Origin of the sequence: Mesorhizobium sp. M0152 (assembly GCF_040322415.1) — a bacterium.
GTDB lineage: Bacteria > Pseudomonadota > Alphaproteobacteria > Rhizobiales > Rhizobiaceae > Mesorhizobium.
In genome coordinates this window covers 36980-51655 of record NZ_JAMYTH010000021.1, presented here as the reverse complement: position 1 = coordinate 51655, position 14676 = coordinate 36980, and the positions used below count along the sequence as shown (strand labels likewise).

General features: G+C 63.7%; 15 protein-coding genes. 12 read left to right on the top strand and 3 right to left on the bottom strand.

Going from position 1 to position 14676, the window contains the following annotated elements; all coding sequences use genetic code 11:
- Both NKJ26_RS20700 and NKJ26_RS20695 read left to right on the top strand, forming a co-directional pair.
- Nucleotides 1-1422: a pyruvate dehydrogenase complex dihydrolipoamide acetyltransferase gene (locus tag NKJ26_RS20700; protein ID WP_352696772.1), complete on the top strand. Its 1422-nt coding sequence runs from the start codon at nt 1-3 to the stop codon at nt 1420-1422.
- A 116-nt stretch (nt 1423-1538) separates the two neighbouring features.
- The gene (locus NKJ26_RS20695; RefSeq protein ID WP_352696770.1) at nt 1539-1907 is read left to right on the top strand and encodes a hypothetical protein; all 369 of its coding nucleotides are present in this window, start codon (nt 1539-1541) and stop codon (nt 1905-1907) included.
- Between the two features lie 13 nt (nt 1908-1920).
- Here the strand turns inward: NKJ26_RS20695 and NKJ26_RS20690 are convergent, their stop codons facing one another.
- Nucleotides 1921-2892 (bottom strand): sugar-binding transcriptional regulator, encoded by a 972-nt coding sequence (locus tag NKJ26_RS20690; protein ID WP_352696768.1) that lies wholly within the window; start codon nt 2890-2892, stop codon nt 1921-1923.
- Nucleotides 2893-3154: 262 nt separating this feature from the next.
- Here NKJ26_RS20690 and NKJ26_RS20685 point away from each other — a divergent pair, with 262 nt between their 5' ends.
- From NKJ26_RS20685 to NKJ26_RS20660, 6 genes are all read left to right on the top strand, one after another.
- Nucleotides 3155-4141 carry an ABC transporter substrate-binding protein gene (locus NKJ26_RS20685; protein ID WP_352605826.1) on the top strand — a complete coding sequence of 329 codons (987 nt, stop codon included), beginning with the start codon at nt 3155-3157 and terminating at the stop codon, nt 4139-4141.
- Between the two features lie 87 nt (nt 4142-4228).
- Nucleotides 4229-5932, top strand: a complete 1704-nt coding sequence (locus NKJ26_RS20680; RefSeq protein ID WP_352696766.1) for an ABC transporter permease — start codon at nt 4229-4231, stop codon at nt 5930-5932.
- On the top strand, nt 5920-6999 hold the full coding sequence (locus NKJ26_RS20675; protein ID WP_352696765.1) for an ABC transporter ATP-binding protein: 1080 nt from the start codon (nt 5920-5922) through the stop codon (nt 6997-6999). Before NKJ26_RS20680 ends, NKJ26_RS20675 begins: the two co-directional genes overlap by 13 nt.
- Nucleotides 6999-8165: an MBL fold metallo-hydrolase gene (locus tag NKJ26_RS20670; protein ID WP_352696839.1), complete on the top strand. Its 1167-nt coding sequence runs from the start codon at nt 6999-7001 to the stop codon at nt 8163-8165. The genes NKJ26_RS20675 and NKJ26_RS20670 overlap by 1 nt, the downstream gene beginning before the upstream one ends.
- Complete coding sequence (locus tag NKJ26_RS20665) at nt 8162-8917, top strand: 5'/3'-nucleotidase SurE (RefSeq protein ID WP_352605820.1); 756 nt, start codon at nt 8162-8164, stop codon at nt 8915-8917. Before NKJ26_RS20670 ends, NKJ26_RS20665 begins: the two co-directional genes overlap by 4 nt.
- Nucleotides 8918-9095: 178 nt before the next feature.
- Complete coding sequence (locus tag NKJ26_RS20660; protein ID WP_352605818.1) at nt 9096-10283, top strand: DUF930 domain-containing protein; 1188 nt, start codon at nt 9096-9098, stop codon at nt 10281-10283.
- A 41-nt stretch (nt 10284-10324) separates the two neighbouring features.
- Here the strand turns inward: NKJ26_RS20660 and NKJ26_RS20655 are convergent, their stop codons facing one another.
- Complete coding sequence (locus NKJ26_RS20655) at nt 10325-10999, bottom strand: HAD family hydrolase (RefSeq protein ID WP_352605816.1); 675 nt, start codon at nt 10997-10999, stop codon at nt 10325-10327.
- A 105-nt stretch (nt 11000-11104) separates the two neighbouring features.
- Entirely contained in the window at nt 11105-11746 is a 642-nt protein-coding gene (locus NKJ26_RS20650) for a hypothetical protein (protein WP_352605814.1), read from the bottom strand.
- A 194-nt stretch (nt 11747-11940) separates the two neighbouring features.
- Here NKJ26_RS20650 and NKJ26_RS20645 point away from each other — a divergent pair, with 194 nt between their 5' ends.
- From NKJ26_RS20645 to NKJ26_RS20630, 4 genes are read left to right on the top strand one after another with little or no spacing between them, the layout of a single operon-like run.
- The gene (locus NKJ26_RS20645) at nt 11941-12378 is read left to right on the top strand and encodes a transcriptional regulator GutM (RefSeq protein WP_352605812.1); all 438 of its coding nucleotides are present in this window, start codon (nt 11941-11943) and stop codon (nt 12376-12378) included.
- 52 nt (nt 12379-12430) lie between these two features.
- The gene (srlA, locus tag NKJ26_RS20640) at nt 12431-13198 is read left to right on the top strand and encodes a PTS glucitol/sorbitol transporter subunit IIC (RefSeq protein WP_352605810.1); all 768 of its coding nucleotides are present in this window, start codon (nt 12431-12433) and stop codon (nt 13196-13198) included.
- 16 nt (nt 13199-13214) lie between these two features.
- The gene (gene srlE / locus NKJ26_RS20635) at nt 13215-14219 is read left to right on the top strand and encodes a PTS glucitol/sorbitol transporter subunit IIB (protein WP_352696761.1); all 1005 of its coding nucleotides are present in this window, start codon (nt 13215-13217) and stop codon (nt 14217-14219) included.
- A gap of 26 nt (nt 14220-14245) precedes the next feature.
- Nucleotides 14246-14626 carry a PTS glucitol/sorbitol transporter subunit IIA gene (locus NKJ26_RS20630; protein WP_352696760.1) on the top strand — a complete coding sequence of 127 codons (381 nt, stop codon included), beginning with the start codon at nt 14246-14248 and terminating at the stop codon, nt 14624-14626.
- Nucleotides 14627-14676: the final 50 nt, after the last annotated feature.

Sequence of the window (14676 nt, the reverse complement as noted above, 5' to 3'; positions counted from 1 at the left end):
ATGCCGACCGAAGTCATTCTTCCCAAGGTCGACATGGACATGGCAACCGGACAGATTTCGCGCTGGTTCGCCGAGGAGGGCGCCAGGGTCAAGAAGGGCGACGTGCTGTTCGAGATCGAAACCGACAAGGCGGCGATGGAAATCGACGCCCCGGCCAGCGGCGTCCTGCGCGACGTCACCGGCAAGGAGGGTGTCGATATTGCGGTCGGTGCGGCGGTGGCGTGGATTTACGCTGATGATGAGGCCTACGGGGCAAATGCTGCCGCGGCGAAGCCGGGTGAGGCGCCAATCTCCCCCCTCGTGGGGGAGATGTCGACGAAGTCGACAGAGGGGGGCGCTGTCCCTCCAGCCGCAGGGAGCGAGGCGCCCCCCTCTGGCCTGCCGGCCATCTCCCCCACAGGGGGGGAGATCAGCCAATCGCCGTCGGGCGTGCGCGCGACACCTTTGGCGCGGCGGCTGGCTCGGGAAGCAGGCATTGCTCTCTCCAGTGTTGCCGGCACCGGCCCGCGCGGCCGTGTGGTGAAGGCGGATATCGACGCAGCGCTTTCCTCCCCCCTCGAGGGGGAGGTGTCGACAAAGTCGACAGAGGTCGCCTCAGGAGGCACCGCTTTTGCGCCGAGCCCGGTCGAGCCGACCCCACCCGACCGGCCTGCGGCCGGCCACCCTCCCCTCAAGGGGGAGGGGGACGTGCTGCGCCTGTTCGAGGAAGGCTCCTACGAACTCGTCCCGCACGACAACATGCGCAAGACCATCGCGCGCCGCCTGGTCGAGGCCAAGACCGCCATCCCGCATTTCTACCTGACGCTCGACTGCGAGCTCGATGCGCTGTTGGCACTGCGCACGCAGCTCAATGCGGCGGCACCGGTGAAGAAGACCGAGAAGGGCGAGGTTCCCGCCTACAAGCTGTCGGTCAACGACATGGTCATCAAGGCGATGGCCATGGCGCTGAAGGCAGTGCCCGATGCCAATGCCTCCTGGACCGAGAGCGCGATGGTCAAGCACAAGCATGCCGATGTCGGCGTTGCCGTGTCGATCCCTGGCGGGCTGATCACGCCGATCATCCGCAAGGCCGACGAAAAGACGCTTTCCGTCATTTCCAACGAGATGAAGGACCTGGCCAGCCGTGCCCGCAGCCGCAAGCTGAAGCCGGAGGAATACCAGGGCGGCACCACGGCGGTGTCCAATCTCGGCATGTTCGGCATCAAGGACTTTGCCGCGGTCATCAACCCGCCGCATGCGACGATCCTGGCGGTGGGTGCGGGCGAGGAACGCGCGGTGGTCAAGAACGGCGAGATCAAGATCGCGACAGTGATGTCGGTGACGCTGTCGACCGACCATCGCGCCGTCGACGGAGCGCTCGGCGCCGAACTCCTGGTCGCCTTCAAGTGGCTGATCGAGAACCCGATGGGCATGCTGGCGTAAGCCGCCTGATGTCAGTCGGCGTTTAAATGGTGCGTCGGCTTACGATGGGAACGACTTGTCAGGCGCCAGCCCTTCGCCCATGTTTCATAGTGGACCGCGATCAAGGGAGGATAGCCATGCCCGCATTCGACCCATCCGACGTCAAGACCCTGTTCAGCAAGGTGATGGGCGCGTCGCCATCCGATATCAAGCTGGTCGCGCAGCGCCTGCACGATCACGCCTTCGAGCCGCGTATGTCGGCGGACGAAACCAGGCAACTTGTCGCGAGCCTCGGCTACGAGAGCCTGGATGCTTTCTGCGCCGACATCGGCTTGCCGGCGCATATCGCGGAGCGGTGGAGCCGCTTCGGCGTTTCCGGCGAGATGAAGCAGGTGTTCACCCTGCTGGCGGCCCAGCGCAGGCGAGTGGCCGAGGCGGTCGCCGAGTTCGAGTCCATGACCCATGTGGGCGTCGAGGATTTTTTACGCGAACGCGGGCTGATTTAGCTCGAGGACCGTTTCAGCCGGCCTTGGCCAGCAGCGCCGTCGCCGTGTCGCTGTCGGTGATCAGCACATTGGTGCTGACGGCTTTCAGCGCGGCGAGGATCGCCGCTACCTTGCGCCTGCCGCCGGCGGCCAGCACGACATTCGGCACCTGGCCGACGACATCGAGATCGATGGCCATGACGCGGCCGTTGACCTCGTGATCGACCAGCCTGCCCGAGGCATCGATGAAATAGCACAGCATGTTGGCGACAGCGCCCTTTGCCTTCAACGACGCGATCAGCGACGACGGCACGATGCCGTGCCGGAAAATAGTGGCGTCGGGCGACATGTCCCCGACCGTGAGCAGCGCGATGTCGGCAGCTGCCGCGCGCCGGCGCACATCCTGCAGGGCCGGCTGCGCCCACAGGAGATCGCGGAGTGCGGGATCGTCGATCGTTACGGGCGCGGTAATCTGGTAGCTGTCGACCTCGAAGACATCGGCGACCTTGGCGGCGACGATGGACGGATTGATCCATTGCGAATGCGGCAGGCTGCCGACGAGTGCCACGACCGAGGCGCGCTTCAACTGCCGGCGGGCGAGAAAGCCGAGGCTGGCATGCAGCGTCGCACCGCCGCCGATCGCCAGCGTCATGCCGTCCTGCATCTGCTCGCCGAGATAGGCTGCCACGGCGTGGCCGATCGCCTTCTCCAGGTGCTCTTGCGCCGAAGGCGTCGGGATGACGACGGCGGCATCGAGACCCCAGCGCTTCTCGAGTGCACGTTCGAGCGTCACCTGCTCGGCGGTCGGCGCGTTGATCATGGTGACGACGATGCCTTCCGCGGTGCAGGCGGCGAGCGTGCGCATGACCTTCACCCGGCTGACGTCCAGCTTTTCAGCGATCTGCTCCTGCGTGAAGCCTTCGACATAGTAGAGCCACGCCGTCTTGACGTTCAGGTCCGACGACACCATCGGCAGCCGAGCCGTTCTGGGCCTTTTCGCGGGCATCGGTTCTCGTCCCTCATGAGTCATCGCCTGACCGTATTGCCTCTTCGGAGAAGCGGCGGCAGGCTGTCAACTGATGCCGGGCTTCCGGCGCGGCGATTGTTGCATAGTTGTGTTCATTTGTAATTGACTTTGTACATATGAACATATGTTGTGGGTTTCACGCGCTGTGTCATCCACCAGTCATATGCGCCGTGCAGGGAGGAAGAGACGGGGAACCGGCCAGGGGCCGGACCGGTCGTGCACTGACAAGACAGGAGGTCTCATGAAGACGCTATTCATCAAGCTGCTGGCCAGCCAGCTGGCGCTCGCGGCAACTTTGTTTGCCGGCGCCGCCAGTGCCGAAACGCTGACGCTCTACACATCCCAGCCGGAGGCCGATGCGGCCAAGACCGTGGAGGCCTTCAAGAAGGCGCAACCCGGCATCGACGTGACCATCTACCGCTCGGGAACCAGCGACATTCTCACCAAGATGGCGGCCGAGTTCGCCGCCGGCAGCCCGCAGCCCGACGTGCTTCTGATCGCTGACGCGGTCAGCATGGAGCTGTTGAAAAAAGACGACCGGCTGTTGCCTTATCCCGAGGCAAAGCTCGACGGCATCGAGCCGGATGCTTATGACGCCGACAAGACCTATTTCGGCAGCAAGCTGATCACCACCGGCATCGTCTACAACACCGCGGCGGCGCAAAAACCCGAGCATTGGGCCGATCTCGCCAAGCCGGCCTATGCCGATGGTTTGGTCATGCCAAGTCCGCTCTATTCGGGGGCCGCCGCCTATCTGCTTTCAGGCTTCGCCGGCGATGCCAATTATGGCTGGGATTTCTTCCAGAAATTGAAGACCAACAACACCGTCAGCGTGCGGGGCAACGGCGCCGTGCTGAAGTCGGTGGCATCAGGCGAAAAGCCCTATGGAATCCTGGTCGACTTCATGGCGATGAACGCCAAGAAGAAAGGCTCGCCGATCGAATTCGTGTTCCCGTCCGAGGGCGTGCCCGCGGTGACCGAACCGGTCGCGATCATGAAGACGGCCAGGAATGTCGATGGTGCCAAGAAGTTCGTCGATTTCATTCTTTCGGATGAGGGTCAGAAGCTGGCGCTTTCCATGGGCTATCTGCCGGCGCGCGCCTCGGTCGGCCGCCCCGAATGGCTGCCGGAAGGCGTCAAGATCAAGGTGATGTCGTTCGACACCAAGGCAATCGTCGCCAAGACCGACGCCGACAAGGCGAAGTTCTCGGAACTGTTCGGCGGCTGAGCCGGCAATCCCAGCGGGATGCCGCCTCGATGGCATCCCGGACGGCATTGGGCGAGACTCGATCGCATACATTTCAGGAACCCAGTCATGGCAACACGGATCAGGGAAAGTCGGGGCCAGGAGATGGCCCTGACGGCGGCGGTAGCCGTCGTCATCGTGCTGCTCTCGCTGTTGCCGATGCTGCGCCTCATCAAGGAGATCGTCGCACCCGGCGGCACCGTGTCGACGATGGCCCTTGAGGCTGGACTGAGAAGTCCGGCGACCTGGATCGCCACCTGGCACACGCTTGTCGTGGGCATAGGCGGCACGGTGCTTGCGGTGCTATCGGGAACGCTGGTGGCTGTGCTGATCACGCTGACAGACCTGCGCCGCCGCGGCGCCCTGGTGCTCTGCTACGTCATGCCGCTGATGATCGCGCCGCAGGTCACGGCGCTGGCCTGGCTGCAACTGTTCGGACCGGCCAGCCCGTTCCTCAAGCTGTTCGGCGCCGCGCCGCCGCTCGGCACCAAGAACCCGCTCTATTCCACCTCGGGCATCATCCTGCTGCTCGGCGTGCAGTATGGCCCGCTGGTGTTCCTGCTGGTGCGCGCCGGCCTGCGCAAGCTGCCGCGCGAACTGGTCGAGGCGGCACGGGCCGGTGGCGCGAGCTGGTTTATGGTGCTTACCACAATCGTGCTGCCGCTGATGACGCCGTCGATCATGGCGGCCGCGGCACTCGCCTTCGTCTCCTGTGTCGGCAATTTCGGCATTCCGGCCTTCCTTGGCATTCCCGCCAACTATCTCGTGCTGCCGACGCTCATCTACCAGAAGCTGGCCGGCGGCGGCCCCGCCGTACTCGGCGAAACCGCGTTCCTGTCGGTGCTTATCGGCGTCATCGCCATGGCGGGCATTTTCGCCCAGGAGATGATGAGCCGGCGTCGCGACTACCGCATCAGCTCCACGTCGCTACCGGCCGAGCCTTACGAACTGGGCAAATGGAGGCCTGCCGTCCAGGCGGCAATGTGGCTGCTGATCGTGCTGGTGCTCTTCCTGCCGCTATTCGGGCTGGTGCTGACCTCACTGGTTCCGGGTTACGGCATCGCGCTCACCGCCAAGACGGCGACGCTCGACAATTACCGCTTCGTTCTGTTCGAGCACGATGCCGCCAGCCGTGCCTTCTTCAACAGCCTTTGGCTGTCGATCGCCGCCGCTGTATTCGCGGTGCTGGTCGCCGTGCCGATCGGCTATCTCATCGCCTGGGGCAAGCAGCGCTGGGTGCGGCTGCTCAATTTGTCGGTCGAACTGCCCTATGCCTTGCCCGGCGTGGTGCTGGCGATCGCGTCGCTGCTGCTGTTCCTGCGGCCGATCCCGCTGACCGGCGTCCAGCTCTACAACACGGTCTGGATCATCCTCTATGCCTATCTCGCCCGCTTCCTGGTGCTGGCGCTGCGGCCGACCATCAGCGGCTATCACCAGATCGACCGGGCGCTGGAGGAAGCGGCGCAGGTCGCTGGCGCCGGCCTGTTCACGCGCATGCGCACGATCATTTTTCCGCTGGTGGCGCCAGCGGCAATCGCCGGCGGCCTGCTGATCTTCATGACGGCGCTCAGCGAGCTCACCGTGTCGGCATTGCTGTGGTCGTCGGGCTCGGAAACGATCGGCGTGGTGATGTTCTCCTTCGAACAAGGCGGCGATTCCAACTATGCGGCGGCGATGTCCGTCATCACGGTCGCGGTCACCTTCGTGCTGATGCTGGTGACCAACCTGCTTGCCCCTCATCTTCCGAGCGGAGTTCTGCCATGGCGCGATTGACCCTGGATCGTGTGACCAAGAGCTTCGCCGAGTTCGATGCGGTTAAGGACGTTTCGATCGATGTCGGCGACGGCGAATTCCTTGCCGTGCTCGGGCCTTCCGGCTGCGGCAAGACGACGTTGCTCAGGCTTGTCGCCGGTTTCGAGAAGGTGACGTCGGGCGAAATCCGCATCGGCAGCGAAATCGTGTCGGGCGCGGGCGGCAGCGTTGCGCCGGAAAAGCGGCGCGTAGGCATCGTTTTCCAGAATTATGCCCTGTGGCCGCATATGAATGTCGCCGAAAACATCGGCTATTCGCTGAAGGTGGCGAAGCTCGACAAGGCCGTCGCGCGCCGGAAGGTTGAAGACGCGCTCGCCCTGGTCAATCTGCAAGGGCTGGGCGAGCGCAGGCCCGCCAACCTGTCTGGCGGCCAGCGCCAACGCGTGGCGCTGGCGCGCTGCCTGGTTGCCGCGCCCTCGCTGGTGCTGTTCGACGAGCCGCTGGCCAACCTCGATGTGCATCTCAGAGCCTCGATGGAGGATGAGTTCGCCGCCTTCCACAAGCGCACCGGCACGACCATCGTCTACATCACGCATGACCAGGCCGAGGCGATGGCGCTGGCCGACCGCATCGCCGTGATGGACCACGGGCGGCTGGCGCAGCTCGCGACGCCGCACGAGCTCTATCATGAGCCGGCGAATGAAATGGTCGCCTCCTTCATTTCGCAAGGCATTCTGCTTCCGGCCGATGTGCTCAGCGCCGAGGAGGCCGGCCATTGCAAGGTCCGGGTTCTCGGAGCCGAGCTGGTCGTCCGCTGCCGGGCCGGCGAGCGGCCGCGCGCCGACGCAAAGATCTGCTGCCGGTCGGCCGATCTCGACGTGTCGCCGGACGGCCCCGGCTTCGATGGCCTCGTCAAGCGGGTGATATACCAGGGTGGTGCGGCGCGCATCGAATTTGCGCCTTCCGCAGGACCCGATCTTACCTTGCATTTCGAGCAGCCCGACCCGGTCGTGCTGGAGAGCGGAGCCCAGGCGCGCCTGCGCATAAAGTCCGGCTGGCTGATCCCGGCGGCGGAGGCAGCGCGGTGATGATGCTGGACCTGGCCGGCGGCTTTGGCGAAAAGGGCCGCACCAGCCTCGCCGTCAGCAGCGGAAACGATCGCATCTTGCTCGACGTCGGGATCAAGGTCGGGGCCACGGGAGCGGAGTACTATCCGGCGCTTGACGGGCCGATCGCTGACATCGACGCGTTGTTTGTCTCGCATGCCCACGAGGATCACGTCGGTGCGCTGAGCTGGCTTTTATCGCGCGGCTATGCCGGTCCGATTTTCATGACGGCCGAAACTCGCGCCGAGGCTCCGGTAACGCTTGCCGGCTATGCCGATCCCGGGGATCTGAAGCGGTTTCCCTTTCCGGAAGATCGCATCGAGATTTTCGAACCCGGCGATATGCTGAAGAGCGGCAATTTCACGGTGAGCACGGGGAGATCGGGACATGTCGTCGGCGGCGTCTGGTTTGCCGTCGATGACGGCAAGAACCGCGTCGTCTATTCAGCCGACGTGGTGCCGGACAGCAACGTGTTCGCCATGGACGTGATTCCAGAGTGCGACCTTCTGGTTCTCGATGCCTCCTATGGCGCCGATCCTGTGCCTGGAGCGGCGCGTGCACACGAAATCTCGGATTGGGTGGCCAGACATTCGAAGGGATGCCTTCTGCCGACGCCGCTGTCGGGCCGGTCGCTGGAACTGATCGCGGCATTGCCGGGGCCCTTTGTCATCCATGCAGGCATGCGTTCGTCCCTCGAGGCGCAGATCGGCGCGACAGCGTCCCTGCTGCCCGGCGTTTCCGAGCTCCTGCTTCGACGTTTGCGGGGTGCGGCCGACTGGACCGATGCCGATCCATTGCCAGCGGTGCCGCTGCTGGCCGATGACGGCATGGGCGAGGCAGGTCCGTCGTCGCGGCTCTTGCCGCGCGCCGACCAGGCCGGTTTCCCGGTGCTGCTCACCGGCCATCTGCCGTCCGGCTCTCCAGGCGATTTGTTGCATAAGGCCCGCCGGGCGGACTGGATCCGCATGCCCACCCACCCGACGCTGTCGGGCAATGTCGACATCTGGCAGAGAGCGGGGCGGCCGGCGGCGCTCGGTCATTCCTGCGGGACCGATGCTCTCTATGATCTGAAAAGCCATATTCCGTCACTGCAAGCAGAGTGCCGCACCGGCCAGCGCTTCATGGTGCCGCAAGGGAGCAAAAAGTGAGAATTCTGATCTGCAACGACGACGGCATCGAAGCGCCGGGGCTCGCCCGTCTCGTCAACGCCGCCAGTGGATTGAGCGACGATATCTGGGTCATCGCGCCCGACGGCAAGCGCACCGCCGCTGGCGCGTCGCTGACGATCGCCCGGCCATTGACGATGCGGCGCGTCAAGCCTGGCTGGTATTCCTGTTCCGGCACTCCGGCCGACTGCGTGGTGAGCGCGATGACCTGGCTGTTTGCCGATGTGAAGACACCGGACCTTGTGCTGGCGGGCGTCAATGACGGGCGCAACGTCGCCGAGGACCTTGCCTATTCCGGGACGCTGGGCATTGCGCGCGAGGCGACATTCTGGGGCATTCCGGCGATCGGCTTTTCGCGGGTGAAGAATCCTGACATCACCGACGCCGACGACCAATGGCTGACGGCGCTGATCGCCTCATTGTGGCAGTCGCGTGCCGACTGGGCGATAGAAGGCCACTGGCTGAGCGTCAATCTGCCGACCTCGCTGCCGGCCGAAATCCAGCAGCCGCGTATCGGCCGCGACAAGATCGGCCGCAAGGCGGAGATTGTGGAAAGCGAGGGCGAGCGGACCGTCATCACTGTCCCGCGCGGGCGCGCTCATGCAAGTGAGCCGGGCGACGAGAACGAGGCGATCGATGCCGGCTTTGTCAGCATCAACCGGCTGACCTGGTTTGGCGAAACGCGGCTGGACGGACGGTTTCTGGACGAGATCCTGCACCAGCGGCAAAGCTAGCCCTGAGTTTCGGTCGTCGCGACTGTCAGGACGGCACCGCCGCTCGTTTGGTCGCGCCAACACCCGATGGCGAGGCCCTGCGCATGGTCTTCAGATCACTAAGCTGTGCAGAGGCTAAATTGCGCCGATTCATTGCCAATGCTTGAAGCCGCGGCTATTTCATTCCACATCGGTCAGGATGAAGGACGAGGCACGAGAACGGCGTCGGAACTTGCTGTGGGGCCTGCCCGCATCGTTGATCCTGCATGCGCTCATCGCCGCGCTCTTGATCTACAGCGTGCCGAGGCCTGCCCAAGAGCCGCAGCAGGAGCAGCCGGTGAACGTCGCGCTCGTGCCTCCGCCCGAACAGCCAAAACCGAAACCGCCGCCAAAGCAGCCCAAAGCCGAAAAGCCGCCGGAAACGAAGGCTGAAAAACCGCCCGAGCAGAAGGTTGAAAAGCCACCTCCGCCGCAAAAGCAGCCCCAGAGATCTCCGCCAATCGAGGTGCTGAAGCCTGTCTTTCAGTTCGGCGAGAAGGATACCGGCCCCAGGAAGTCCCTGGATGGGGGCAGCGCTCAGGAGAATTCGCCGTCGCCGGCCAAGGATAATGATGCGAAGCCGCCTGTCGCGCCGAAGCAGGCAGAGGACAAATCTGCCGCGTCTCCAGACACCGGAGAGCGGGCGGATTCAGCCAAGCCCGGCGAGAAGCCGGCAGCCGCGGCGAAGGACGCCGACCCCGCACAGGATGTGAAGCAGCCAACTTCGGCCCAGGACCGGGATAAACAGCAGGCGGACAAACAAGAGGCGGACGTGCACGACGCCGACAAGCAGACGGCCACATTACCAATGCCGTTGGCAGCCGCCGGCGGCGATGACGAGATCGAGCTTCCCACGTCGGCTGAAGCGCCGAAGCCCAGACCCGAAAACGCGCCGAAACCCAGCCCTGCGAAAGTCTCGAAGTCTGGGAGCGGGAGCGCCAAGGGGCCAAGCTCCACGGACGTGGCCGTTGCTAAATCGCGGGCTTTTTCGGGCCTTCCGGGCGTCCGCAAGCTGTATTCGCAAGGCGCTACCGGCGATGCGCTGGCCACGACGTCGATGGGAGGTGTGCCTCGCGGCCAGCGGGCTGCCAAACTTTGCGCCAGCGCGTTGCAGCAGCAACTGCTGGACGCCTCTTATTTCCCCCAGTTGATCCCAAGTGTTCCGCTGAAGGTCGGCAATATCCTTAACGCCCCGGATGTCGCCTTCCGCACAGCTACCACATGGTACCATCTGGGCTTCCGGTGCGAGGTCGACACCGATGCGACGAGGGTCTTGTCTTTCGACTTCCGTGTAGGGCCAGTGATCCCGCCCAGCGAATGGGCCGGCCTCGGACTGCCTACTCGCTAGTGGTTACCGTTTCACGGAAACGCCAAAGGAACCATTTCACATCAGGCGGGGACACCGAGTCCAGCCAGCCGCCGGCTAACTTCATGCCAGTCCGAACAGATGGCGGCGGCGCCCGCCGCTGTCAGCCGCGCGGCGTGCTCGGCATAGGTGTGGCCGCCGCCGGTGTAGCCTATCGCCGTCATGCCGGCGGCAACCGCGCCCTGGATGCCGAAGGGCGAATCCTCGATGACGATGCAATCGCCAGGGTTGGCGCCAATCTTGGCGGCGGCGAACAGGAAGATGTCCGGTGCGGGCTTGCCGTTCTTGACCATCGAAGAGCTGTAGATCGCATCGCCGAAGAACCGTGCCAGTCCCGTGACCTTCAGGCTGTGGTTTATGCGCTCGACCGAGGACGAAGAGGCAACGCAACGGTCGCCAGCAAGCGTTTCCAGAAACGCGGCTATCCCGGGTGTCGGCTTCAATTCTTCCGAAAACAGGATCTTGGTCTCGGCCCAGATGTCGGTGTCGGCGGCCGCCGGAAACTGGTGGCCGGTCAATTCCCTGATCCTGACGATGATGTCGGACTGCTTCATGCCCACGCACTGGGCGATGATGCCGCCGTGGACGCCAGGCATGCCATGCTTCTCGTAGACACGCTCATAGGCGCGCGCCGCCAGCGGTTCACTGTCGACGAGAACGCCGTCGCAATCGAAAATGATAGGCCTTGATCGCGCCACGCGCTTTTCTCCCAGTCGATTTTTGCACATCGCTATCGGCTAGAACTCAAATGTTCAATAGCGTGATGTGTCTTGAGCCCGTTTGAGGCACGAAACGATGGCCAGTCAAAGCTGGCGCAGCGCATCGCTTGCACGGGAGGATCCGAGCGCCCGTTGCATGGCTTGCCGGGACTGTGCGCGGTCCGGCGTGATCCAGTTCGGTTCGGCACCGAGGAAACGGTCGAGGAAAGCCACCGCATAGGCCGGCATCTCGGTCACGTTCTCGCGATAGGACCACCATGTCCGCAGGTCGTCGGCGCATTTGTCGATGCTTGGTGCGCTACCGAATTCCTGCTCGTAGATCGCCGAAATGGCCGAGACGCAATAGTTGGTGTAGAGGAACCCTTCCGGCCAGAAGCGGACGATTGCCAGCGTGCCGGCATTCTGTTCCGTTTCGAGGAGATGGGCGAGTCCGGAGATTTCCCTGGCCGGCGCCTGCCTTATCAATTCGCGCAGCACGAGGCCGGCGGCGAAGACGATGAAGTCGGCGCGGTCGACCGCGGCGAAGCGCTTCTGCGCCTCCATGATCTCGACCCAGTCGAGAAAGGCCCGGGTGAGCTTCGCTTCGTCGATTTCAAAGCGCACGCCGAACGTATCCGAGACCACCTTGGCGCTGCCGCGAAAGGTGGCGCGGAACCAGCGCAACTGCCGCAACCGATGGCGAAGGTCGGGCATCAGGGCCAGTTCGTCCCTAAAGGGCAGATCCATGTTCCTCGTATCCTGTTTCCCGGCAAGGCTACCACAACAGCGCCGTCGCCGAAATCGACCAGCGGCCTGTGGATGACGACAGCAAACGCTAATATCATACATATTGACATTCTCGGAAACAAATGTTCTCACTTTGCTGTTGTCACGTGCTGGTCCAAAGTGCGGTTCAACGGAGACTTCGGGAGGAGAACCGAATGGCGATTTGGCAGTGGGGACTGCTTCTGCTGGTTATCGTGTGGGCGCTGCAGTCGCTCGGCGTATGGCTGCAGATGCGGCACTATTCGGATGTCTTCCGGGGCGTCACCGACCAGTACAAGGATGGCTTCGTCGGAGCCGGCAATTTTCGCGGTCGATTGGCCAAGGGCACCATCGCGCTCGTCGTGGTGACGCCTGACCTCATCGTGCGCCGCCTGATGGTGATGAGCGGCCGTTCCGTGTTCACCAAGTTCAAGAGACATCAAGAATTCGAGGGTGTTCCCCTCGATCGACTCCGGTCCAACCCTGCGATCATGGGGGAGGGGGAACCCGGTGTGGCCGAGGCCGTGAAACGCGCGATCGAACAGATCGATAAAGCACGGTCGGAGCCGGGGAAGAAGCCGGGCCTGTCCGGCTTGAACTTAGCAAGGGTCTAGAGGACGCCGAGCGCCGGCTGGGATAACCGGCAAGTCGGCATAAGGAGGAGAAATGTCTGTATTTTCGTTATTGGCGCAGCATGCCGACATGGCCGTGCATAACCTGCATGTCGCAGGCACCATGGTCTCGGATGCTGCCTGGCATGGCAAGCTTGGCGTCGAGCATGCCACCGATCATCTCGTGGTTTTGGCGCAGGCGCAGACCGACAACGCGCCAGTCACCGCCGATCAGCTAAAGGAACAGCTGAAAAACGTGCAGCAGGAAGAGCAACTCGGCTGGCTCACGGCAATCGGCAAATACTTCATCGGCATCTTCCAGAAGGGCGGCGAAGTGTTCGCCGGCTTCGTCACCGGCATCATCCCGACACTGGTGGTGCTGATGACCGCCTTCTACGCCGTGACCGAACTGGTCGGCGAGGAGCGCGTGCATGGCCTGGCGCGCGGCGCCGGCAGGATCGCACTGACGCGCTATACGCTGCTGCCGCTGCTGGCGGTGTTCTTCCTGACCAATCCGATGGCTTACACATTCGGCTCATTCCTGGAAGAAAAGCACAAGCCCGCTTTCTATGACGCGGCCGTGTCCTACGTGCATCCGCCGCTCGGCCTGTTCCCGCATATCAACCCCGGCGAATACTTCGTCTGGGGCGGCATGCTGGTCGCGTTGCTCGACCTCGAGAAGCGGGGTGTCGTCGCCGGAGGTTATCACGTCAAGGTGGCGATCTGGTATGCCATCGTCGGCCTCGTCGTCATCCTGCTCAAGGGCATGCTGACCGAGCGCATCACCGCCATCATGGCACGCCGTCAGGGCGTCGAGTTGTAAGGGCGGGGAGGACATCATGGCCAAGACATACAAAGCCGTACGCATTTCCAGGGGCAAGACAGGCTGGGGCGGTCCACTCGTGATCGAACCGACCGAACAGCGCAGCAAGGTTGTGTCCGTCACCGGTGGCGGTATTCACCCGGTAGCGCAGCTCATCGCCGACATGACCGGCGCCGAAGCCGTCGACGGCTTCAAGGCGCCGCCGATCGAAAGTGAAATGGCGGTGGTCGTCGTCGATTGCGGCGGCACCGCGCGGTGCGGCGTCTATCCGCGCAAGCGCATTCCGACCGTCAATCTGACGCCGGTCGGGCAGGCTGGGCCGCTCGCCCAGTTCATCACGGAGGACATCTACGTTTCGGGCGTGAAGCCGGCCAACGTCACAATGGCGGACGGATCCGAAACGGTCACCACTGCGGGGGGAGCAGCATCGATGAGTTCAAGCACCAACAATACGGCGGCAGCGCCGAAGCCGCTGCCGAGCGAAGGCGGCGTTATCGGCCTGATCAGCTCGATCGGCCGCGTCATGGGCCGTGTGGTCGGTATCTTCTTCAATGCCGGCCGCCGCACGATCGATCAGGTGGTGCGCAACGTGCTGCCGTTCATGGCGTTCGTGACCATGCTCATCGGTCTGATCCTCTACACCGGCATCGGCGATGTGCTGGCGCAGCCAATGGGTCCGCTGGCCAACAACATCGTCGGCCTGCTGATCATCTCGGCCATCTGCGGCCTGCCGTTCCTGTCGCCCATCCTCGGGCCAGGCGCGGTCATCGCGCAGGTCATCGGCGTCGCCATCATCGGCCCGCAGATCGCCAACGGCACGATTTCACCGGCGATGGCGCTGCCGGCGCTGTTTGCCTACAATACCCAGGTCGGCTGCGACTTCGTTCCCGTCGGCCTGGCGCTTGGCGAGGCCAAGCCGAAGACGATTGAAATCGGCGTCCCGGCGGTGCTCATCAGCCGCCAGATCATGGGCCCGGTTTCGGTGCTCATTGCCTGGGTCGTCAGCCTGATCGTGTTCTGAGAAAAAGAAAAAATGAGGTTCGCCACATGACGGTTCTGTTGAGAACACGGGTCACATCCATCGGGCCCGAAGTGGCGGATCTCGCCGAAGGGGGCGTGGTCATCCTGTTCGCGGATGGCTCGCCGCCCGAGCTTGCCGAGGTTTCCGTGCTCCACAAGACGGAGCACGGACCCAGCGACGGTGCGCCTCGGAAGGGCGCGACGATCACCCTTGGTCCGGTTTGCGCGACGATCACCGCCGTCGGCTCCAGTGCCTGGAGCAAGGTCCTCGAAATGGGCCATGTCGTCATCTCGTTCAACGGCGCCACCGAGGCCGAGAGGCCAGGTGAGATCTGCGCGTCGCAAGTCGACAGCCAAGCCCTCGTGGCCGCCCTGAAGACAGACGCGATCATCACCATCGCCGCCTGAAAGCATTCGCGCCCGCACCGAGGTCCGGCCGGGTGCCAAAACCAGAGTAT